This window comes from Hansschlegelia plantiphila (genome assembly GCF_027922265.1).
Lineage (GTDB): Bacteria > Pseudomonadota > Alphaproteobacteria > Rhizobiales > Methylopilaceae > Methylopila > Methylopila plantiphila.
Map to the genome: position 1 here is coordinate 1 of NZ_BSFI01000002.1, position 20,776 is coordinate 20,776.

Consider the following 20,776-nt stretch of genomic DNA (forward strand, 5'->3'; position numbering starts at 1 on the left):
CGACGTAATAGTCGTCGTTTCCCTTGCCGCCTGACATCGTGTCGGCGCCGCTCGCGCCGTTCAGAATGTTCACGCCGCTGTTTCCGACGATCGTATTGGCGAGGCTGTTGCCGGTCCCATTGATGTCCGTTGAGCCGGTGAGGGTAATCTTCTCGACGTATTGTCCCGCGAGCGAGAACGAGACGGAGCTCATGACCGCGTCCGTCCCTTCGCCGTTCGCCTCGACCACCCGGTCGCCCGCGTCGTCGACGACATAGACGTCGTCCCCGGCGCCGCCGGTCAGGGTGTCGGCGCCCGCGCCGCCATCGAGCTGGTCGCCGCCGGCGAAGCCGTTCAGCGCATTCCCGCCGCCGTCGCCCTGGAGCGTATCAGCGAAGTCGCTGCCCCAGACCGCCTCGAAGTTGACGATCTGGTCGTCCTGGGCCGCGCCGCCCGCGGCCGTCCCGTTGAGCAGATCGATGCTGACGCCCGCCGTGCTGTCGCGATAGTCGAGCGTGTCGAAATCATCGCCGCCGTCAAGGTAATCGCCGCCGGAGCGGCCCTGAATGCGGTCGTCGCCGACCCCGCCGGCGAGCACGTTATAGGCGCCGTTGCCGATGATCACGTCGGCATAGAAGGATCCGCCGACGTCTTCGACGCCCATGTAGGTGTCGCCCTCGGCGGAACCGCCCGAGCCCTTGCCGGTGAGGAGGTTCACCGTCACACCAACCGAATTCGAGATGAAGGAGTAGCTGACAACGTCTTCGCCCCGGCCGCCGTCGATCAGGTCGACCTGCCCGCCCGCATAGATGAAGTCGTCACCGGTGCCGGCGTAGATCTTGTTGGTCGCCGCCAGCCCGAGGCCTGCATAGCCCACGTCGACGGTGTCGTCGCCGGAGCTGGCGGAAAGAGTATTATTGCCCGATTCATCGGAAATGTAGTCATCTCCAATTCCAGATGAAATAGAATCGTTGCCAGTTCCACCGCTCAGGTTATCGAATTCAGCTCCTCCATAGATAGTATCATTTCCCCCCTTGCCCAAGATAATATTAGAGCTGGTGGCGTCACCATTAAGGACATGACCTTCATCGCTGTCGGTGATCGTAGCCATAGTGAATGCTCCGGATGTGTGCGGCGCCCCCATGGCCGCGTGCGGTGCAGGATTCCATGCACGTTTTACGATAAAAGTCGCCACGGACTTTAGAACTGCGGAGCTCGCACGAAGGCCAATCGTTAGGGAGGCGCGTTCCTCAGAGGCGCGACGCCTCTAGCGAACGTCCTCTCGTCATCGCATCGGCGCCCCGTCTCGGCTTCGGCCGGGGCGGGGCGCTTTTTGCGTTCTTGCATATTGCAGTTCAGGGGGCGCCGAATATCATCCCGTCGTTATGATCGCGCTCCTGGACTGTCTGGCCGATTTTTCGGTCGCCGCGCTGATAAATGCGCCCCAGGCGGAGGCGAAGGCGGCGGCTTCGATCGACGACTATCTTGCCCGGTGGGCGGATGACCCTCGCGGCCAACTCGCGGCTGCGCGTGAACTCCGCGCGGCCTTTCTCGAACTCTCTCTGGATAGTCGTACCGCGCTCGCGATCCGGGACATGCTCGACGAGCGGATCGCCGGTCTTTCCGACGATCTTACCAAAGCCCAAACGTCGGCCGACCGGCCAGCAGCCAGCCCAGCATAACGATCGTCACGATCGCAAGGACGGTCGAGATGACCGGCCACGGCTCGACGTCATCGTCGCTGTGCCCGCGACCGTCCTTCCTCATGCCCCTTGTTCCGTTTTCGTTCTCATGGAATCCATGTCCTCGGATAGAGGGATCGAGCCATGGGCGCAGCCGAGCAGATGTTCGAGGAGACGAGCGTAGGCGACCGCGAGGCGGCCGTCGACGAGGCGATTCGGCAGGCGGGCGGGAACCCGAGAGACGCGATCTACGGCTTGATCGTGCAACTGCAGGAACGCGAGGAAGCGAGGGCGCTCGCAGCTCGCGGGACGTCGCTCGGCTTCGTCCGCGGGCGTCAGCCCCTGCGGCGTCTCCCTTGAGCGTCGAGACGCTCGGGGAGGCGTTGCGCGCGGGCTGGAGCATCAGGGTCAAGTGCGCCCAGGGCCGCCGGGACGGCATGAAGTCGATCCGCCAATGCCTGCGGAGCGAGGCGCTGGATCTCGCGTCGATCGCATGGACTCGCGGTCGGAGCTTTCCGCTCTCAGGCTTGAGCGAGCGGATGATGTGCCCGCAGTGCGGGTCACGCCGGGTGACTGTCGTGTTCTCGCCGCCGGGGCCGGGCGGGGCCGTGCAGGCCAAGCCGGAGCCCGAGCGCGCCACGCGCGACCTCGAGCCCAACTTCGTCGTGGAGGAATGGCAGGGCGGCCAGTTCGGCCGGGTGGTCGCAGCGTCGTCCAATCTCGACATTGCCTATGCGGCCTTTGGCGCCGCGATCAAAGCGTTCGCGCGCGACGCCACGATCAGGATCGATCTCAAGCAGGGCAGCCGCTTGATCAAGACCCATCCGAACGCTCGCCGTGGAGAGCAGGAGGCGGCAGAGTAGGCCATGTGCAACCTGTACTCGCTCACCAAGGGCCAGGCGGCGATCCGCGCGCTGACGCGCGCGCTCGTCGACCGGACGGGCAACCTGCCGCCCATGCCTGGAATCTTCCCGGACTATCCCGCCCCGATCGTGCGGAACTCGGCCCAGGGGCGCGAGCTCGTGCTGGCGCGCTGGGGCATGCCGTCGTCGCAGCGAGCGATCTTCGAGGCCACGAAGAAGCGCGCGGCCGCGCTCGAGAAGAAGGGGCACGCCGTCGACTTCGGGGCGCTGCTGAAGGCCGAGCCCGACATCGGCACGACCAACATCCGCAACGTCGCCTCCCAGCACTGGACCCGATGGCTCGGCCCCACGAACCGCTGCGTCGTTCCGCTGACGAGCTTCTCGGAATATGAGCGCGGTCCGGACGGCAAAATGCAGCCGGTGTGGTTCGCACTCGACGAGAGCCGGCCGCTCGCCGTGTTCGCGGGCCTCTGGACGAACTGGACCTGCGTCCGGAAGAAGTCAGAGGGCGAGGTGACGTGCGATCTCTACGGCTTCCTGACGACCGAGCCGAACGCCGTCGTCGCGCCGATCCATCCGAAGGCGATGCCCGTGATTCTCACGACGCCCGAGGAGATCGACGTGTGGTTGCAGGCGGACTGGAGCGAAGCGAACGCGCTCCAGAGGCCCCTGCCGGACGACATGCTCACGGTCGTCGCGCGCGGAGATAAGAAGGATGGCTGACGAGCCTGCCGGCCCGCTATGCGTAGAGTGCGGGCGCTGCGGGTGGCGGCGACTGTTCAATTCGGGGAGCCCCGAGGCCGGAGAATCCCTGGCGGCCCTCAGCAGGCGGCTTGTGTGCTCCCATTGCGGAGCGCGGACGCCGGTGCTCTGGCGCGCTCCCAACGATCGTGACGCGAAGCGCTGGTACGCCGATCGGTAGGGAGGCCGAGGCCCTTTGACAGACGGCAACCTTAGACCGTATGCGCCGGCCCGGCGAAGCGCCGGCGAGCGGGGCTAGATAGGGCGCCACGGTGAAGAGTCGCCCCTTGACCCATATCGGTCTCCGAGTGCGTCTGAGCATGGCGCTTTCGATTCCGGCCGCGCGTCCACACTACTTCAGGGCGGCGTTGATAGCCGTGACCAGCTTGCTCCAGTTCGTCCGCTCGGAGTCGGAAAGAGCGGACGCATCGTTGTCTCGGGACCAGCGCACGAAGGCCTTGGCGAGCTTGTACTTAGAGAAGTCTGTCACGGCTCCGGCGAAGATGTCGACCAAGGGTTGGCCCGGCCTTTGGGCGACGAGGTCTATAACGTCCCAACCAAGCTTGTCGCGCGCGACGATCGGGAGCGTATCCCGGAGTAGGTCCTCGATCTCCGCCTTGGCGACACCGGTGATGTAATCCTTTGTCCTCAGGATCCGCTTGTTGCCGAGGCGATGCACGAGCGTGTCCTGCTGCGCCGCCTGATCGCCCGCCGCGTCCGAGTCGAGCAAGGCAGCAACCTTGAGACTATGCGCGTGGAGGATCGTCGCGAAGTAGACGACCTTGCCCGCGGTGCTCGCCGTCACGAGGGCGATCTTCGGGTTAAGCTTCGCTTCGCCAGCTTCTGTGAGGAGGGCCGCCACCGCCTCGAGATACCAGTGGTCCGTAAGCCCCTCGAGCACGAGGTTCCGTTCCTGAGCGAACAAGCTCTGGGCCAGGTCGTAGCCCAGCGCCTCTTGGAGGGGCAGCAGAGCGGCGCTGTCCCCTGAAGCAACAGTCGTGTGGACCTTCGTGCCGATAGTTCGGTCGGTGAGCTCGACCACGCGAACAATGTCCAACTCGCCAGGTCCGACGAGGAAGGGCGAGTGCGTCGTGTAGATCGTCTGGTTCTTCGCCGCGAGGCGGCTGATCGTCGTCCGGAATTCCCGCTGCTTGAGGGCGTGAAGGCTGATGCCGGGCTCGTCGAGCAGCAGGATGGCGTTCGCGTGCTTCCCGGCGGCTTCGGCGAAGAACACCACGAAGAAGGACACCAGCCACTGGAAGCCTTCGGACCGTTGGTGCAGCTCAATCTCGACGCCGAGCTCGTCCTCTACGGTCACCTTGAGGTACTGGCCATCGGCGCCGACGCGGAGTCGATCGGCCTCGCCCCGCGACGAGTCAGGGTTCCACACATCCTTGATCTCGCCGGTCAGGCGAACCGACGCACTGTTCAACTGGTACTTGCGCTTGTCCAGCTTGTCCCGGTTGGCTTCGACCGCTTTCTTGTCAGAGGGCTGTGGTTCATCGACACGACCGAGGTCTGACAGCTCCCGGGCGGTAAAACCCAGCAACTTTAGAAGGCACACGTTGCCGTAGTCGTAGGCGTCGTCGTCCAGCGAGTGTGTTTCGAGACGCTCCGCGAGGTGGGCGAGCTGGATCTCCGGCCGGACCCTAAAATAGTTGCTGAAGAGGACGATGGTCGGCAAACGCTCTTCAAGTGTTTCTAAGGCGGTAGCTTTCTTCCCGGCAACGCCGCAGGCCTCCCAAAGCGACACATGGCGCTTCTCCTGCTCCTCGTCGTTCGGGTCCATGATGACCGCGATCTCGTCGAGCCACGTTTTGAGGACCTTGCTAAGATCCCCGCTGATGACGGAGCTCTCGAGCCAGCCCTTCGTGGCTGCAGCGAGCGTCTCTTCCGGAGAGGGCTGTGCTGTTTCACCTTCCGCGGGAGCGGGAACGCGGCTCTTGGCATGCGCCGCAAGTCGAAGCAGGTCCTTCCTGAGCGACCCAAGCGTCGGAAGCGAGGGCCCGTTGCGAAGCGAGTGTGTGCCGCGGTTGTCGAGGTAGCGCGTGAATTCGTACTCGACCTCCTTGAAACCTTCGGGCAAGGCCGCTCGATCGTCATCGTCGAGGCTAAATACGCCGGTGACCACACGGGTCTTGGAAGGAACTACCTTACCGGTCGTGATGTCGTTGTAGAGCGCCCGCGGATAGTCACGGAGTGCGTCGAACCCCTTCACGCCCGTTGGCGGATTGAGTTGCTGGATCGCCGTCAAAATTGCTGATTTCCCCGCCTCGTTGGGGCCGACCAAGATTGTCTTGCCGTGCTCGATCTCGATGGGCTGTTCGCCCGTATCGCGAATGCTGCGGTAGTTCTGGACCCGGACTGATTTGAGGCGCACCTTCGGCTCCCGTCTTTGTTGGTGGAACCTTACCTCCGCCATCGCAGATTGCGAGGCCAAAGCGGCTAAAGGGACTCGCGCCGCCAGATGATCAACGTATTCCCCAAGTTGCACCCCTCAAGACCAGCCGTGCCGTTAGGTGAGCTGGCGGAGGATTGCGCCTTCAACCATTCGGAATTTCTCCCGCCACCATGCGCTCGACGACCCCGCTGACCTGGCTCAATCCCGGATCGCCCGCAGCGCCTGCCGCATATTCCAGATCAACCCCCTGAAACCCACCGATACTTTGACGTCGGGTGTTGGCCCTCATAGCCGTTGTAGCCATTGTGCCGCTAGCTTGGCCCGCGACAATTTCGGACCCCCAACCCGCGAACTGAGAAGGGCTCCTGCGCTGCAAAAAGCATCGCGAAATGCGGGTCGGATGCTCGGGGGTCTGGGTGGAGCGGACCTCCGCCACCACCGCCCCCCGGACACTTTGCGCGTAGGGAACAGGTCGTGATCAAGCAGGGCGCCGAGCCGTCCTTGCACGTTCGCCACGACCTTCTCGCCGACGACCGCACCGGCGTCCGCCAGCTCGCCCTCGAGGCGGTCGCGCTCGGCCGTCAGCGCGTCCATGCCGCCCTTCACCTGACCCTGCCCGATCTCGCCGGTGACGATCATGTCGATCAGGCGTTCGATCCCGCGTTGATCTTCCCGAAGACAGCGAGGGGGCTTGGCCATGCCCCATGGTTGCGGGGAGGGCCTAAGAAGCGGTTTCGGACGTCAGCTGAGCAATGCTAGCGCGCCCTGGTATTTCACCCGCCGCCGCCGGTCCTTCTCTGTGACCTCGGTCAACCGCGATAGATCCATGTTGTCGGCGAGGTCGGCGATCTTGACCTCTCGCCCGATCGGGTCGCGGCCAGCACGGACGATGAAGTCGCCGTAGCTCTCGCCATCCCGCCGGGTGACGGCGTCGACGCCGGCGAGCACCGCCTCAGAGAAGCCCTCGGCGCGAAGCTGTTCGATCGTCCAAGGCGTGTCCTCGACGACGTCGTGCAGGACGCCGACGATGCGGGCCTCGCCTTCCGGGAGACAGGCGGCCACCCTCAACGGGTGAAGGATGTATGGCTCGCCGGCCTTGTCAGTCTGGCCGGCATGGGCCTCGGTCGCGATCTCGATCGCTCGGTCGATCGTGCTCATTCCGCTCCCCCGCACCATGCCGGCCGATCCGCCTTCCGCAGCTTCGGCCATGGCCGAGCATGCCCTTCGCGGACAAGCTCCGCGCCGACGTCCTTCCCCTCCGAATAGATCACGCCGACCGTCCGACCGTATCGGTCCTTGCCGCGGCGTTCGATGGTGAAGTCGTTCGGCGCCATGATCGCGATCAGCCGCTCGCGAGCCGCCTGGGCGCGGAACAGCTCGAGTGGGCACTTCGCGCGATGCATCTCGGGAGCGTCGATCGGGCCATCCTCGGACGTCAGCCGGATGCGCTCGCCGTCGATGTCAATCGTGTCGCCGTCGATCACGCGAACCGCCGGGGCGCGTGCGTAGTCCATGAAGGCGGCCGGCGGCTCGGCGAGAGCGGGGGTGGCGAGCAGCGCGAGGAGGAGGGCAGGGCGGATCATGCCGCATCCTGCCGTCTGCCCGCTCATGACACCACCGCCTTAAGCCCGGCGTCGCGCGCGGCGGTGAGGGCGGCCATCGCGTCGTGCGAACCGCCAGCGTCAGGATGGGCCGCGGCAGCCTTCGACCGGAAGGCCGAATTGATGTCGGCGCGCGAAGCGGCCGGCGATACGCCCAGCACTTCGTGCCAGGGGCGGGCGCTGCCGGGAGCCGGGAGAGCGGCGAAGCCTTGGAAGCTGGCGCGCACAAGGTTCAACGTGCCGTGCCTAAGCTCGACGCGGCGCGCCTCCACGATGTGATGGATCGCCTGCAGGTTGCCGGCGAGCGTGGTGTATCGGTCGACCGGGATGCAGACCTGCAGACCATCCCATGTGAAGTAGACTGCGACGGCAGGATCGGGTGGGTTGAGCCCGCCGAGGGTATAGTTCGACGAGATCACGAGCCCCTGGATCGCCTTGCCGCTGTCCTGACCGAACAGGCGGATGCTGTCCTGCACATTCTTGATAGCGGCGGGCAGGGTGGTGCTGAAGCGACCCTTCTCGGGGTGCTTGGTCCGAGCAAAGCCCATAGGCCATGAAATCGGATAGGCGGTGGCGGCCATCTCCCTCTCCCTCACCAAAGCCGGAGGGGAGAGGGGGCGAACATGCCGCGAACCCCTTTATGGCGGGTGTGACGACTTTCGCGCTCCCGGGAAATCGTGATGTTCCGGTTTTGCTCTCGTTTCCGAGCAAAAACGGAATCCGCGGCCCGTCCAAAATTGTTCAGAACTGAGGGGGTTGAGCTGGCTGGGGGACTTGGATTCGAACCAAGACTAGCGGAGTCAGAGTCCGCTGTTCTACCGTTAAACTATCCCCCAGCAGGGGTCTGATGGCCGCCCTCTAAGGTCGATCCGTCAGCGACGCGCAGAATTCAAACATCTGGTTCGCGTCGGCGTTCCCCATAACGGCTCGTGCGGCCACGGGCAAGGCCTAAGCGGGCTGAGCCGATCTGAGCGACGCATGTGCCGTTGGGGCCCTCGCGTCGCTCCGTGCGGCCTCGATCTCCTCCAGTGCGCTTTCGACGAGTCTAACGGCGGCGGCGAGGCCGTTCTCCCGCGCCAGGGCCTGAGCGACGACGCCGGCGGCTGCGGCGTAGGACGGGTTCGAGACCAGATCCTCGAGAGCTGCCGCCAGTCGTGGCGGATCGAGCTTCGCCAACCGAACGGGGGGCGGGCCGGCGCCGAGGGCGTGCACGCGCTCTCCCCAGAACGGCTGGTCCATCACCATCGGCGTAACGAAGCTCGGCCTGCCCGCGGCGAGACCCGTAGCCGTGGTGCCTGCGCCGCCGTGGTGGACGACGGCTGCGACCTTCGGAAACATCAGGTCATGCGGCGTGTCGCCGACGGCGAAGAAGCCCCGCGGCAGGTCCGCGGTCTCAACCCCGCCCCAGCCCCGGCCGATCACCGCCCGGCCGCCCCAGAGACGCACCGCCTCCACGATCAGATCGCGGTTGCGGCGAGGGTTCCACGGCATGGAGCCGAAGCCGATATAGACCGGGGGCGCTCCGTCGGAGAGGAACGCCTCGAGCTCGGACGACAAGCGCCATCGCTTCCGCGGCCTCGCGCGCCAGCAGCCCGTCACGACGACGCCGTCCTCCCAGTCAAGCGGTCGCGGAACGATCGTGGGACTGTAGGCGAACATGGTCGTGGTCGAGAGAGCCGGAGGCGCCGACGCCGGAGGGCCCCTTCCACGCAGAAAAGCGCGGAGCCTGTGGGCGGTCATCATCCGCTCGAGCGCCACCAACCGGTAAGTCGCCCTGTTAAGGGTTCGTCCGACATCCGGAAGGCCGAGCACGCACAGCGGAAACGCCCCGGTCGGCGCCACCGGCTGCGCGGCGGCCATGATCGCCGGGATTCCAGCGTGGCGGGCGAGGTCCGGCGCGAAGATCAGCAGAGGGTGGTGGACGATGAGATCCGCGTCGCCGATCGCGCGACGGCAGCCTTCCATCAGCTCCGCGGTCAGCCGGGAAATCATGCGCTGCATGATGAAGGGCAGCTTCAGGCGCGCCAGAACGCCCTGGTCGGCAAGCAGGCGCGCGACGTCGCTGTCGAGGAAGCTGTCGAGCGTGTCGCCGATCGAGACGAAGCGCAGCCGCTTGTCCTTGGCGACCAGACGCTGGTAGCGGCCGAGCGCGCCGACGGTGACGTCGTGGCCGGCGGCCGCAAGCGCTCGCGCCAGCGCCAGACAGGGCGCGGTGTCGCCGCGCGTGCCGAGCGTCAGAAGCGAGATGCGTCCCGGAGCGGCCACGCGCAGGTTCCTGAAACCACCATCCTTATGGGCGTCGAAATGAACGGCAAGGGCCGGCGCCTCGGCGTCGGCCCTTCGTCTCGTCGGTTGCTCGCCCGCGCCGCCTCAGGGCGCGCCGATCACCATGTGCGTGAACGGCGCGATATAGGCCTGCGCCATCACAAGCAGCCCCATCAGGGATGCGAGCGCGATCGAGTGCAGGAACACGTAGCGAAGGATCTCCTTCTCGTGCCCGTACCAGCGCGTCGCGGTCGAGGCGACGACGATCGACTGGGCGTCGATCATCTTGCCCATCACGCCGCCGGAGGAGTTGGCGGCGGCCATCAGCGTCGGCGAAAGCCCGAGCTGCTCGGCTGAGATCTTCTGCAAGGACCCGAACAGCACGTTCGACGAGGTGTCGGAGCCCGTCAGCGCGACGCCGAGCCAGCCGAGCAGCGTGCCGAAGAACGGATAGAGCCAGCCCGTCTGGGCGAAGGCGAGGCCGAGCGTGGCGTCGACGCCCGAGTAGCGGGTGACGAAGCCGAGCGCCATCATCGCGGAGATGGTCAGGATCGAGAACCGCATGATGTGCAGCGTGCGGCCGTAGGTCTTGACCATCTGCCAGGGCGAGAAGCCCATCACGAAGCCGGCGATGATCGCCGACAGCAGGATGCCGCTGCCAGTCGCCGATAGCCAGTTGAGGCTGTAGACGGCGGCCTCCGCCTTGGGCGCCGTGACGACCGGCGGCACGCGCTGCACCAACTGATCGAGATGCGCGACCGGGAACTTCAGAATCGAGACGCCGTCCAGGAACGCCTTCACCTGCGGGATGCCCCAGCAGAACACGACGACCGACAGGATCAGCCAGGGAATCCAGGCCTTGAGCACTTCGGAGCGCTCGTGATTCCCGCCGACATGGACGCTTCCGGAGCCACCCGCGAGGGTCGGAGCCGAGCCGTCGGCCGAGGTCCAGATCTCGCGCGGGCTCCATTTGCGCAGGAATAGCGTGAGGCAGCCGATCGATGCGATGGCCGCCACAACGTCGACCAGCCAGGGCCCGTGGTAGTTCGACACCAGGAACTGCGGGACTGCGAAGGCGACGCCGGCGATCAGGATCGCGGGCCAGATCTGGAACATGCCGCGGAAGCCGGCGAAGGCGACGATCAGCCAGAACGGCACCAGCACGGAGAAGAACGGCAGCTGGCGGCCGATCATCGCGGAGAGGTCGGTGAGCGGCAGCCCGGTGACGCCGGCGAGCGCGATCACCGGCGTGCCGAGCGCGCCGAAGGCCACCGGAGCGGTGTTCGCGATCAGCGACAGGCCGGAGGCCGCAAGCGGCGAGAAGCCGAGGCCGATCAGGATCGCGCCCGTCACGGCGACCGGGGTGCCGAACCCGCCCGCCCCCTCGAAGAACGCGCCGAACGAGAACGCGATCAGCAGGAGCTGCAGCCGGCGGTCGTCGGTGATGCCCGCGATCGAGTCCTGCAGGATCTTGAAGTAGCCCTTCTCCGAGGTGAGCTGGTAGAGAAAGATGATGTTGATGATGATCCAGCCGATCGGCAGCAGACCGTAGGCGGCGCCGAAGAGCGCGGTCATGCCGGCCTTGTCGACGGGCATGCCCTGCCCGAACACCGCGATCAGCAGGGCGGCGGCGAGGCCGGCGAGGGCGGCCATATGCGCCTTCATGCCGAACACGCCGATTCCTGCGAGCAGGACGATGATGGGTATCGCGGCGACGAGCGTCGATATGACGGCGTTGCCGAAGGGGTCGTATACCTGCTGCCAGACCATTGCGTCCTCCCCGCGCTCCGTCGTTCAAAAGGTTCGGAGCCTCTTCACGCCGCGCGATGGTAGCCGAACCCGCGCCTCCGTCCTGCCGGTCGTTCGCATCATTCCCTTCAACTTTCGCAGCATTCCGGACGATCGGCGCGGGAAGGCGCGCCCGCCGTCCTTGCGGCGGGGCGCGCCGCTGTTATGCTCGGCGCCGAATTGTCACATGTCGCAGCCCAGGCCTGCGCGGGCGCCGAATCACCGGCGCGGCGCGGGAAAGGGCGGAGGGGCGGTAGCCGTTGTCTTATTCCACCGCATCGTTCGGCGGCGCCGGGCGATCGGAGCCTGCGACGGGCGAGGCCGCTGCGACGGCCGTCATGCCGGTCGCCGTCCGGGAGGCGGCCGTCCGCGTGCCCGCCCAGACCTATGCGGCGCTCGATCTCGGCACCAACAACTGCCGGCTGCTGGTGGCGCGGCCGGACCGCGACGGCGGCTTCCGCGTCGTCGACAGCTTTTCGCGGATCGTGCGGCTCGGCGAAGGGCTCGCCCACACCGGCCGTCTCTCGGACGACGCGATCGGGCGCGCGGTCGCGGCGCTCAAGGTCTGCGGCGACAAGATGCTGGCGCGCGGCGTCACCCGCGCCCGGCTGATCGCGACCGAGGCCTGCCGGCAGGCGGCGAACGGCGTCGACTTCATCGAGCGCGTCAGGAACGACGCCGGCCTCGATCTCGAGATCATCGACCGCGCGACCGAGGCCAGGCTCGCCGCCGCCGGCTGCGTGTCGCTGGCCGACCCAGAGGCCGGCGGCGTCATCCTGTTCGACATCGGCGGCGGCTCCTCGGAGGTCGTGTGGCTGGAGCGCAAGGGCGGCGCCGGCCCGGCGAATCTCGCGATGCGCGCCTGGGTGTCGCTGCCCGTCGGCGTCGTGACGCTGGCCGAGCGCTATGGCGGCGTGAAGGTCTCGACCGAGGTGTTCGAGGACATGGTCGGCGAGGTCGAGCGGCTGCTCGAGGCCTTCCCCGAGCGCGAGACGCTCGCCGCCTCGCTCAGCGACATCCACCTGCTCGGAACCTCCGGCACGGTGACGACCATCGCCGGCGTCCATCTCGGCCTGCCGCGCTACGAGCGGCGCCTCGTCGACGGCCAGTGGATGGCCTCGACCGACGTCACCCGCGTCGTCGAATCCCTGCGCGAGATGTCCTACGACCAGCGCTGCCAGAACCCCTGCATCGGGCCCGACCGCGCCGACCTCGTGCTCGCGGGCTGCGCGGTGCTCGAAGCCATCCGCCGCGCCTTCCCCGTGGCGCGCCTCCGGGTCGCCGACCGCGGCCTGCGCGAGGGCATCCTGGTCGAGATGATGCGCGCCGACGGCGTCTGGCGCCGGCGGGGGCCGCGTCGCCGCGGACGGCGCAGTTGAGCACGCGCTCCGGCGGCGCCGGCGGCAAGGCGACCGGCGGCGCCAACCGCAACCTCGACGTGCGCGTCAAGACCGCGAAGAAGCGCAGCCACGCCTCGACGCTGTGGCTCGCCCGCCAGCTCAACGACCCCTACGTCCAGGCGGCGAAGCGCGAGGGCTACCGCTCGCGCGCGGCCTTCAAGCTGATCGAGATCGACGACAAGCACAAATTCCTGAAACCCGGCCAGAAGATCGTCGACCTCGGCGCGGCCCCCGGCGGCTGGAGCCAGATCGCCGCCGACCGCATCGGCTCGAAGACCGGCAAGGGCGCGATCGTCGCGATCGACCTCTTGGAGATGGAGCCGATGCCAAGCGTCGACTTCATGGTGCTCGACTTCCTAGACGATTCCGCCCCCGACATCCTGAAAGAGCGCCTCCGCGGCAAGGCCGACGTCGTGCTCTCCGACATGGCGGCGAACACCGTCGGCCACCAGCGCACCGACCACCTGCGCATCATGGCGCTGGTCGAGGCCGCCGCGATGTTCGCCGCCGAAGTGCTCGCCCCCGGCGGCGCCTTCCTCGCCAAGGTGTTCCAGGGCGGCGCCGAGGGCGACCTGCTGAAGACGCTGAAGCGCGACTACGCCAAGGTCATGCACGTCAAGCCGCCGTCGAGCCGCAAGGATTCCTCCGAGCTCTACGTGCTCGCGACCGGCTTCCGCGGGCGGGCAGCGCAGGCGGACGACGACTAGCCTCCTGGTTGGAACGCCGCCGTCATGCCGGGCTTGTCCCGGTATCCAGAGCCGCGACGCTGCGAGAACGAGCGCCGCCCGACCGACCCGCTTCTTCCTGCCTCCGTAGCGCGTCTGGATTCCGGCATTGCGCTTCGCTCCAGCCGGAATGACGGCGCGTTGGGCGACCGCCGCGGCCTCCCCGTCTCAGCCCTCCGCCAGCGTGTCGGGTTCCTCCGCCGTCATGCCGCTTCCCCTCCGCCGTCATGCCGGGCTTGTCCCGGCATCCAGAGCCGCGACGCTGCGCGAACGAGCGCTGCCCGCCGTCGCGCTTCTTCCGGCCTCGTCGCGCGTCTGGATTCCGGCATTCCGCTCACGCTCCAGCCGAATGACGGCGCGGGAAAGCCGCCGCCGGCTCGATCGCCCGCGGCTCGCTCGGTCCTCGCTTTGGCTTACGCCACGAACTCAACGGGGAAGGCGCAGAGCGCCGGGCCACCGTCATGGGGCAGTTCCGTTTTGTCGGTCGCCCGGCGCTCCGCGCGCGGCGATTTCGCGTCGACTGCGGACGAATTCTCGGGCGCTCATGATTTCCCGGCGAAGCCTCGATGAGTCTTCGCCTCGGGCGACGGGCCGAGCCGTCCGGCCTTTGGAGCCGGCCGCCAGATCCCGCGCCGCCACGCGTCCTTACGCCACGAAAGGCGCGCCCGTCGTAATGCGGGCGGTCCTCTGCACGGGCGGAGCAAACATCGCCCTCAAGGGAAGAAGACCCCCTCAAGGAACGCGCGAGCCCCGCGGGCGCCGCAGACGGACGCCCCGGGGCCGGGACATCCGGTCATCCCCGCCGCAGGCGCCGCTCCTCACCCCGCATGGCCGGCCGGTCCGGACACGCCTCCCGTGACGGGGAAGGACGCGGAGACCGTGCAGGAGGAATGGAGAAATGTCAAGGAATTTCTTCCTACAACTGCATGTAGAAACTGTGCTGGCGGCCGACATTCGCGATGATAGGATCGCCGCTCGGAATTGAATAGCTTGAAATCACGCCTGAGATTATAATGCGACCGTTCCCGGAATTAATACAAAGCTGATCTGCACGAGAAGATTTTAATCTCTCGCGATGGCTATCTTATGACTGAGTTAGGGCTTTGGTGTCATGCTATTTCAGACGCCGTTTCTATAAGCTGCTCAAGATACTGTAGATATATTGATGCTAAGCTTATCGGGTCTCTCTCCCGAAGCCTTTTTCCTTCATGCTCATCGGGTGGCCAGTAAACTCTTTTGGACCGGTCCATTACCGGCCTTAAAGATGGGCCTGTTGGGCCACCTATGATCATCTGCCGTTTTCGCGATGGATCATAGTAGTTTGGTTTACGGTCGTAAGTTATTTCGTTTCCTTCTCCGGGGCGTCCACTTCCCCAGTCGATGCCCATGTCCCAGTCGATCTCTCCAGTGTCCTGATCTCGGAGCCCGAACGGGAGAGGCGGCCTAGGGGCGGTAACTTGCTCAGTTGTGTGCTCTTCGGTATTTCGTGATTGGTGCATGTAAGCAACTAAAGGATCTGCGCGTCCTTTGCGCTTGACGCCCCCATACCATTCTCTCCCCTGCGGGCTCATTTTAGACCCAGCATCAAGCGCGTTTAAAATTCCGCCTGTGTGTATCAGGAAAGAAGCCCAGTGACTGCCAAACTCCTCGAAGGTATTGGCATTCCGCAATCGATAGAGGGCTTCCTTCGCCTTTTCTAAGCGATCGAGGCACTTAGGTATGGTTAGCGGAGAGATAAAAGGTTCGGACATGTCGGTACGATCAGCGCTCTGATGACCAGTCGCAACTAGGTACTGAAGCGTATGCTCAGCGCCGCCAATCGCGATCTCAAGAATCCGCCTTAAGCGAAACGGACAAGTACAGGGCACTGCGAGCACTTGTCCGGTCCGCTCAAGTTAAGACGTTTAAAGCGCGTTAGGCCTTCTGAACGGTGCAGACCAGCAGCTTCCAGCGGATCGGCTGACCGCTACTATGCTGATGGTGGTTCTGCGGCGGCAACGGATTGCCCTTGTTTGCGGCGATCTCATCGCCGCAATGGACGCACCGATAAATGCCCGAGTCAGGACTTATAAAGCCGGGCGCGCGTTCTGTATCAAAGTTCGTGTGCGTGCTTTGATCGAGATTGTTGCCGTACTTATACAACGCCATCCAAATGGCTCCTCTAGCTAAGCGTCGGGCTTGACCAGAGGCACCATCGAGAGTCTCCTCCCTTTGGCTCTGATGCCACTTCCGCCGCCCGACTCGTTGGGTGCGGTTCGACTGACAGGCGGTCGTCCGGGGGTCCCACGCCCCGGCGACCGCCGACCCGTCTAGATCAACCTTGAGATGTAAGCTGATTCGCTCGAGGATCGCGAACCCAGAAAACATGCGCGCACAAGCAAATTTTCGTATTGAGACATAAGAATTTCCTTATGTCTCAATACCGTTTCTGCCGCTGCGCAGGAGTTTCCTGAGGTTCTGCTGGGGCGTAACTGACTGCAGCCATTCCTCCGATAGTGATCCGCTTTCCAGCGATGACCTCGAAGGCCTGGTCGCGGCGTCTAACGTCGCTAAAACCGCGAGCGGCGAGACGGTTGTAGCGAAACTCGAATTTGGGGAGGTAGCGCTAAGCCCCCTCACTCCGCCGCGATCTTGGCGACCCGGTTCGGGTCGCAGTTCACCACCGGGGGCCAGCCAGCGCTCCATGTCGGGCAACTCATAGTGCTTGCTGGCGGCGTAGTCGGCGATCTCGCCGCGATCGTGCCGGGGCCGAAATAGCGGCCCTCACCCTCGCAGGCGTTTTGCGAGAAACACCGTGTCCGGGATCGGCGTCGGATAATAGGCCTCGATCGTCGTGAAGCCGGCGGCGCGGTAGAGCGCGAGCACGGCCTGCATCGAGGGCAGGGTGTCGAGGCGCATCTCGCGATATCCGAGCGTCGTCGCGCGCGCCACGGCGGTCGCGATCAGCGCCGCGCCGAGACCGGCCCCCCGGCCTTCCGGCGCGACGTAGAGGCGCTTCATCTCGCAGCAGCCGTCCGGCGCGATGGCGCGGAGGGCGACGCACCCGACCGGCGCTCCGCCGGCGTCGTGCGCGAGGAAGAGCTCGCCGGTCGGCGGCGCGAATCTGCCGGGCAAGGTCGCGAGTTCGTCGGCGAAGCCTTGGAACGTCAGATCGAGGCCGAGCGCGTCGGCATAGGCGGCGAACAGCGCCGCCGCGTCCTCGATATCCTGCGGCGACCGGGCAGGGCGGATCGCGACGCGCGAGGCGATCGCCCCCCCCCTCACTCCGCCGCGATCTTGGCGACCCGGTTCGGGTCGTAGTTCAGCACCGGGGCCAGCCAGCGCTCCATGTCGGGCAATTCGTAGCCCTTGCGGGCGGCGTAGTCGGCGGTCTGGTCGCGGTCGATCTTGCCGAGGCCGAAATAGCGGCTCTGCGGGTGGCTGAAATAGAGCCCGGAGACCGCCGAGCCCGGCCACATCGCGTAGGATTCCGTCAGCGTCAGGCCGATCGCCTTCGGCGCGTCGAGCAGCTCGAACAGAAAACCCTTCTCGGTGTGGTCGGGCTGGGCGGGGTAGCCCGGCGCGGGGCGGATGCCCTGATAGGTCTCGGCGATCAGGTCCTCGTTGGCGAGGCTCTCATCCGGCGCGTAGCCCCAGTGCTCGCGGCGCACTTGCTGGTGCATCCATTCGGCGGCGGCTTCCGCCAGACGGTCGGCCAGGGCCTTGGCGAGGATGCCGCCGTAATCGTCGTTGGCGCGGGCGAAGCGCTGGGTCACCGCCTCCTCGCCGATGCCGGCGGTCACCGCGAAGGCGCCGATATAGTCGGGGACGCCGGAACCCTCGGGCGCGATGAAGTCGGACAGCGCGAGGTTGGGCCGCTCCTTGGTGCGGGACATCTGCTGGCGCAGCGTGTGGAGCACGCCGAGCTCCTCGGTCCGCCCCTCGTCCTTGAACAGCACGATGTCGTCGCCGCGGGCGGCGGCCGGCCAGAAGCCGATGACGGCGCGCGCCTCCAGCCACTTCTCGGCGGCCATCTGTTTGAGCATCGCGGTCGCGTCGTCGAACAGGTTCCTCGCCGCCTCGCCATATTTGGCGTCGGTCAGGATCTCGGGGTAGCGGCCCTTGAGCTCCCAGGTCTGGAAGAACGGCGTCCAGTCGATATAGGGGATCAGCGTCTCAAGCGGGATCTCGTTGAACACCTTCGTGCCGAGGAAGGACGGCTTCGGCTGGACCTGGGAGACGTCGAGTTCGAGCCGGTTGGCGCGGGCGGCCGCGATCGGCGAGCGGACCTTGTCCTCCTGCGCGCGGGCGTGGTTCTCGGCGAGGCGGGCGTAGTCGGCCTGGACGTCGGCGACGTAAGCCGCCTTCGCGTCCTTCGCGAGCAGCTGCGAGACCACGCCGACGGCGCGGCTGGCGTCGATCACATAGACCGCCTGGCCGCGCTTATAGGCCGGGTGGATCTTCACCGCGGTGTGGATCTTCGAGGTGGTGGCGCCGCCGATCAGCAGCGGGATGTCGAAGCCCTCGCGCTCCATCTCGGAGGCGACCGTCACCATCTCGTCGAGCGAGGGGGTGATGAGGCCGGAGAGCCCGATGGCGTCGACATTGTGCTCCTTCGCGGCGGCGAGGATCTTCTGCACCGGCACCATGACGCCGAGGTCGATCACCTCGTAATTGTTGCACTGGAGCACGACGCCGACGATGTTCTTGCCGATGTCGTGGACGTCGCCCTTCACCGTCGCCATCAGGATCTTGCCGGCGTTGGAGCGCTCGGTGCCGCCGTTGAGGCGCTTCTCCTCCTCCATGAAGGGCATGAGGTAAGCGACCGCCTGCTTCATCACGCGGGCCGACTTCACGACCTGCGGCAGGAACATTTTTCCTGCGCCGAACAGGTCGCCGACCACGTTCATGCCGGCCATCAGCGGGCCTTCGATGACGTGGAGCGGCCGCGCCGCTTCCTTGCGCGCCTCCTCGGTGTCGGCGTCGATGAACTCGGTGATGCCGTGGACCAGCGCATGCTCGAGCCGCTTGATCACCGGCTGCTCGCGCCAGCGGGTGTCGACGACGCGCGCTTCCTGCTTGCCGCCCTTGAACTTGTCGGCGGCGGCGAGCAGCCGGTCGGTCGCGTCGGCGCGGCGGTTGAGCACCACGTCCTCGGCGAGCTCGCGCAGCTCCGGGTCGATGTCGTCATAGACCGGCAGCGCGCCGGCGTTGACGATGCCCATGTCCATGCCGACGGCGATCGCGTGATACAGGAACACCGAATGCATCGCCGCGCGCACCGGCTCGTTGCCGCGGAACGCGAAGGACAGGTTCGAGATGCCGCCCGAAATGTGGGCGTGCGGCAGGTTCTCGCGGATCCACTTGGTGGCGTTGATGAAGTCGACGCCGTAATTGGCGTGCTCCTCGATCCCGGTCGCGACCGCGAACACGTTCGGGTCGAAGACGATGTCCTCCGGCGGGAAGCCGACCTGTTCGGTCAGGATCTTGTAGGCGCGGGCGCAGATCTCCGTCTTGCGCTCGAAGGTGTCGGCCTGGCCGACCTCGTCGAACGCCATCACGACGACGGCGGCGCCATAGGCGCGCACCTTCTTCGCGTAATGGATGAAGGCCTCCTCGCCCTCCTTCATCGAGATCGAGTTCACGATCGGCTTGCCCTGGACGCATTTCAGGCCGGCCTCGATCACCGACCACTTCGACGAGTCGATCATCACCGGCACGCGCGCGATGTCGGGCTCGGCCGCGATCAGGTTGAGGAACTCGACCATCGCCTTCTCGGAGTCGAGCAGGCCCTCGTCCATGTTGATGTCGAGGATCTGCGCGCCGTTCTCGACCTGCTCGCGCGCGACGTCGAGCGCCGCCGCATAGTCGCCGGCCGTGATCAGCTTCCGGAACTTGGCCGAACCGGTGACGTTCGTGCGCTCGCCGACATTGACGAAGCGGGAGGCGGCGGAGGTCATGGACGATCCTGCGTTCGGGGCGCGTTGGTCGGGCGGGGCGGTCTCAGGCGGCGGTCAGTTCGAACGGCTCGAGGCCGGAGAGCCGCATCTTCGGCGCGATCTCCGGGATCTTGCGCGGGGCCTTGCCCTTCACGGCGTCCGCGATCGCCGCGATATGCGCCGGCGTCGTGCCGCAGCAGCCGCCGACGATGTTGACGAGGCCCGACGAGGCGAACTCGCCGACGAGCTCGCCCATCGCCTCGGGGCTCTCGTCGTAGAGCCCGAACTCGTTGGGAAGGCCCGCGTTCGGATAGGCGCAGATCAGCGTGTTCGCGACGCGGCTGAGCTCCGCGATGTGGCCGCGCATCTCCTTGGCGCCGAGCGCGCAGTTGAGCCCGATCGACAGCGGCCGCGCATGATTCAACGCGTTCCAGAACGCGGCCGGCGTCTGGCCCGACAGCGTGCGGCCGGAGAGGTCGGTGATCGTGCCCGAGATCATCACCGGCACGCGAGAGCCGCGGTCGGCGAAGATCTGCTCGATCGCGAAGATCGCGGCCTTGGCGTTCAGCGTGTCGAAGATCGTCTCGACCAGCAGGATGTCGGCGCCGCCGTCGAGCAGGCCGCGCGCGGCCTCGCCATAGGCCTCCGCCAGCTGGTCGAAGGTGACCGCGCGGAAGCCCGGATTGTTGACGTCCGGCGAGATCGACGCGGTGCGGTTGGTTGGCCCGAGCGTGCCCGCCACGAAGCGCGGACGGCCGTCCTCCTTCGCCGCGATGTCGCCGGCCTCGCGCGCGAGCTTGGCGCCCTCGACGTTGAGCTCATAGGCCAGCGCCTCCATGCCGTAGTCGGCCTGCGCGATCGTGGTGGAGGAGAACGTGTTGGTCTCCACCATGTCGGCGCCGGCGCGGAAATACTGCAGGTGGATGTCGCGGATCGCAGCCGGCTGGGTGAGGATCAGCAGGTCGTTGTTGCCCTTCAGATCCCGCTCCCAGTCGGCGAAGCGCGCCGCGCGGAAGTCCTCCTCCGAGAACCGCCGCTGCTGGATCATCGTGCCCATCGCGCCGTCGAGGATGAGGATGCGCTCGGCGGCGAGCTTGCGGATCTTGGTTTCGGTGTCGCTCATGATCTGCGCCTTTCAGCTTCGCGCTTCGATGGCGTCGAGCCGGTCGTCGACGCCGTTCACGACGTATCGGCCGAGGATCGTCTCGCTCTTCAGCGCCTCGCGGATCGCTTCGAGCTTCCTGTCCTGCTCGGCGAAGCGGGCGTCCACGGCGTCGAAACGCGTGTTCACGGCGTCGAAACGGGAGTCCATCACGCTGCGCAGTTCGCGCAGCAGGGTGAGGACGAGATTGTCGGGTTCAGCCATCGGACACTCCCTAGTCACGTCGTTCTAAGATGTGTCTTCCGCGGGCG

Annotated in this window: 18 protein-coding genes, 1 tRNA gene and 1 pseudogene; 7 read left to right on the top strand and 13 right to left on the bottom strand. The window is 66.2% G+C overall.

The window, feature by feature from the left end; translation table 11 throughout:
- The coding region (locus PKE75_RS01405) for a calcium-binding protein (RefSeq protein ID WP_271166910.1) at positions 1-1,090 on the bottom strand (1,090 nt) is incomplete at its 3' end.
- A 274-nt stretch (positions 1,091-1,364) separates the two neighbouring features.
- On the opposite strand from PKE75_RS01405, the gene PKE75_RS01410 reads away from it, so the two are divergent.
- The 4 genes from PKE75_RS01410 (at position 1,365) to PKE75_RS01425 (ending at position 3,247) form a co-directional block, all read left to right on the top strand.
- A complete protein-coding gene (locus PKE75_RS01410; RefSeq protein ID WP_271166911.1) occupies positions 1,365-1,661 on the top strand; it encodes a hypothetical protein in 297 nt (98 codons plus the stop codon).
- Between the two features lie 144 nt (positions 1,662-1,805).
- On the top strand, positions 1,806-2,021 hold the full coding sequence (locus tag PKE75_RS01415; protein ID WP_271166912.1) for a hypothetical protein: 216 nt from the start codon (positions 1,806-1,808) through the stop codon (positions 2,019-2,021).
- Positions 2,018-2,524 carry a hypothetical protein gene (locus PKE75_RS01420; protein ID WP_271166913.1) on the top strand — a complete coding sequence of 169 codons (507 nt, stop codon included), beginning with the start codon at positions 2,018-2,020 and terminating at the stop codon, positions 2,522-2,524. Before PKE75_RS01415 ends, PKE75_RS01420 begins: the two co-directional genes overlap by 4 nt.
- A 3-nt stretch (positions 2,525-2,527) precedes the next feature.
- Positions 2,528-3,247, top strand: a complete 720-nt coding sequence (locus tag PKE75_RS01425) for an SOS response-associated peptidase (RefSeq protein ID WP_271166914.1) — start codon at positions 2,528-2,530, stop codon at positions 3,245-3,247.
- A gap of 370 nt (positions 3,248-3,617) precedes the next feature.
- Here PKE75_RS01425 and PKE75_RS01430 read toward each other — a convergent pair whose 3' ends face one another.
- Entirely contained in the window at positions 3,618-5,645 is a 2,028-nt protein-coding gene (locus PKE75_RS01430) for an AAA family ATPase (protein ID WP_271166915.1), read from the bottom strand.
- A gap of 495 nt (positions 5,646-6,140) precedes the next feature.
- Here PKE75_RS01430 and PKE75_RS01435 point away from each other — a divergent pair, with 495 nt between their 5' ends.
- Complete coding sequence (locus tag PKE75_RS01435) at positions 6,141-6,425, top strand: hypothetical protein (protein ID WP_271166916.1); 285 nt, start codon at positions 6,141-6,143, stop codon at positions 6,423-6,425.
- On the opposite strand, the gene PKE75_RS01440 is transcribed toward PKE75_RS01435, so the two are convergent.
- The 6 genes from PKE75_RS01440 to PKE75_RS01465 all read right to left on the bottom strand — a co-directional run bounded on the left by PKE75_RS01440 (position 6,408) and on the right by PKE75_RS01465 (position 11,302).
- Positions 6,408-6,824: an HD domain-containing protein gene (locus PKE75_RS01440; RefSeq protein WP_271166917.1), complete on the bottom strand. Its 417-nt coding sequence runs from the start codon at positions 6,822-6,824 to the stop codon at positions 6,408-6,410. The two genes, PKE75_RS01435 and PKE75_RS01440, sit on opposite strands and share 18 nt — an antisense overlap.
- A complete protein-coding gene (locus PKE75_RS01445) occupies positions 6,821-7,249 on the bottom strand; it encodes a thermonuclease family protein (RefSeq protein ID WP_271166918.1) in 429 nt (142 codons plus the stop codon). The genes PKE75_RS01440 and PKE75_RS01445 overlap by 4 nt, the downstream gene beginning before the upstream one ends.
- 23 nt (positions 7,250-7,272) lie before the next feature.
- A complete protein-coding gene (locus tag PKE75_RS01450; RefSeq protein WP_271166919.1) occupies positions 7,273-7,848 on the bottom strand; it encodes a J domain-containing protein in 576 nt (191 codons plus the stop codon).
- A gap of 181 nt (positions 7,849-8,029) precedes the next feature.
- Positions 8,030-8,103: transfer RNA gene (locus tag PKE75_RS01455), tRNA-Gln, on the bottom strand.
- 112 nt (positions 8,104-8,215) lie between these two features.
- Positions 8,216-9,532 (bottom strand): glycosyltransferase, encoded by a 1,317-nt coding sequence (locus tag PKE75_RS01460; protein WP_271166920.1) that lies wholly within the window; start codon positions 9,530-9,532, stop codon positions 8,216-8,218.
- 105 nt (positions 9,533-9,637) lie between these two features.
- On the bottom strand, positions 9,638-11,302 hold the full coding sequence (locus PKE75_RS01465; protein ID WP_271166921.1) for an L-lactate permease: 1,665 nt from the start codon (positions 11,300-11,302) through the stop codon (positions 9,638-9,640).
- 278 nt (positions 11,303-11,580) lie between these two features.
- Here PKE75_RS01465 and PKE75_RS01470 point away from each other — a divergent pair, with 278 nt between their 5' ends.
- Together PKE75_RS01470 and PKE75_RS01475 are read left to right on the top strand one after the other, a co-directional pair.
- Complete coding sequence (locus tag PKE75_RS01470; protein ID WP_428979088.1) at positions 11,581-12,699, top strand: Ppx/GppA phosphatase family protein; 1,119 nt, start codon at positions 11,581-11,583, stop codon at positions 12,697-12,699.
- Entirely contained in the window at positions 12,696-13,427 is a 732-nt protein-coding gene (locus PKE75_RS01475; RefSeq protein WP_271166922.1) for an RlmE family RNA methyltransferase, read from the top strand. The genes PKE75_RS01470 and PKE75_RS01475 overlap by 4 nt, the downstream gene beginning before the upstream one ends.
- A 1,127-nt stretch (positions 13,428-14,554) precedes the next feature.
- On the opposite strand, the gene PKE75_RS01480 is transcribed toward PKE75_RS01475, so the two are convergent.
- From PKE75_RS01480 to PKE75_RS01500, 5 genes and pseudogenes are all read right to left on the bottom strand, one after another.
- Positions 14,555-15,196 (bottom strand): hypothetical protein, encoded by a 642-nt coding sequence (locus PKE75_RS01480; protein WP_271166923.1) that lies wholly within the window; start codon positions 15,194-15,196, stop codon positions 14,555-14,557.
- A gap of 163 nt (positions 15,197-15,359) precedes the next feature.
- The gene (locus tag PKE75_RS01485; RefSeq protein WP_271166924.1) at positions 15,360-15,593 is read right to left on the bottom strand and encodes a hypothetical protein; all 234 of its coding nucleotides are present in this window, start codon (positions 15,591-15,593) and stop codon (positions 15,360-15,362) included.
- Positions 15,594-16,208: 615 nt separating this feature from the next.
- Positions 16,209-16,709, bottom strand: coding sequence for a GNAT family N-acetyltransferase (locus PKE75_RS01490; RefSeq protein WP_271166925.1), 501 nt, complete (start codon positions 16,707-16,709; stop codon positions 16,209-16,211).
- Positions 16,706-20,486 (bottom strand): annotated as a pseudogene (metH, locus tag PKE75_RS01495) (methionine synthase). Before metH ends, PKE75_RS01490 begins: the two are co-directional and overlap by 4 nt.
- 12 nt (positions 20,487-20,498) lie before the next feature.
- Positions 20,499-20,729 carry a hypothetical protein gene (locus tag PKE75_RS01500; protein WP_271166926.1) on the bottom strand — a complete coding sequence of 77 codons (231 nt, stop codon included), beginning with the start codon at positions 20,727-20,729 and terminating at the stop codon, positions 20,499-20,501.
- Positions 20,730-20,776 lie beyond the last annotated feature (47 nt).